This window comes from Enterobacter sp. 186315 (genome assembly GCF_053290175.1).
On record NZ_JBPTTK010000079.1, the window covers coordinates 1 to 306 of the forward strand.

Consider the following 306-nt stretch of genomic DNA (forward strand, 5'->3'; position numbering starts at 1 on the left):
CGTTCTCATGGCGCGCCAGCGGCGTGAAGCTGCCCGGCTCGTATATCCAGCGGATAGCGTTTTCATATACCGGCGTTCCGTCCGTCCCGACCGGGATTTCTTCAGTCAGCTGGTCGCCGTTCCAGTGAAAATCGGTGCCCGGCCTGTCCCGGTTGATGCAGCGCTTGCTGATTCTGCGTCCGAACGGGTCATACCGGTATGCCCAGCGTTCCCCCTCAGGCGTTTCCAGTCCGGTGAGCTGGCTTTTCGCGTCCCAGCGGTAGCGCCAGATAAGCGGGCGGTAGCCGCCTTTGTCGACCTGCTTTT

At 61.8% G+C, this 306-nt stretch carries 1 pseudogene; it reads right to left on the reverse strand.

The annotated features are described in order from the left end of the window. A pseudogene (locus ACSVHP_RS23045) lies at positions 1–306 on the reverse strand (RHS repeat domain-containing protein); the annotation flags it as partial.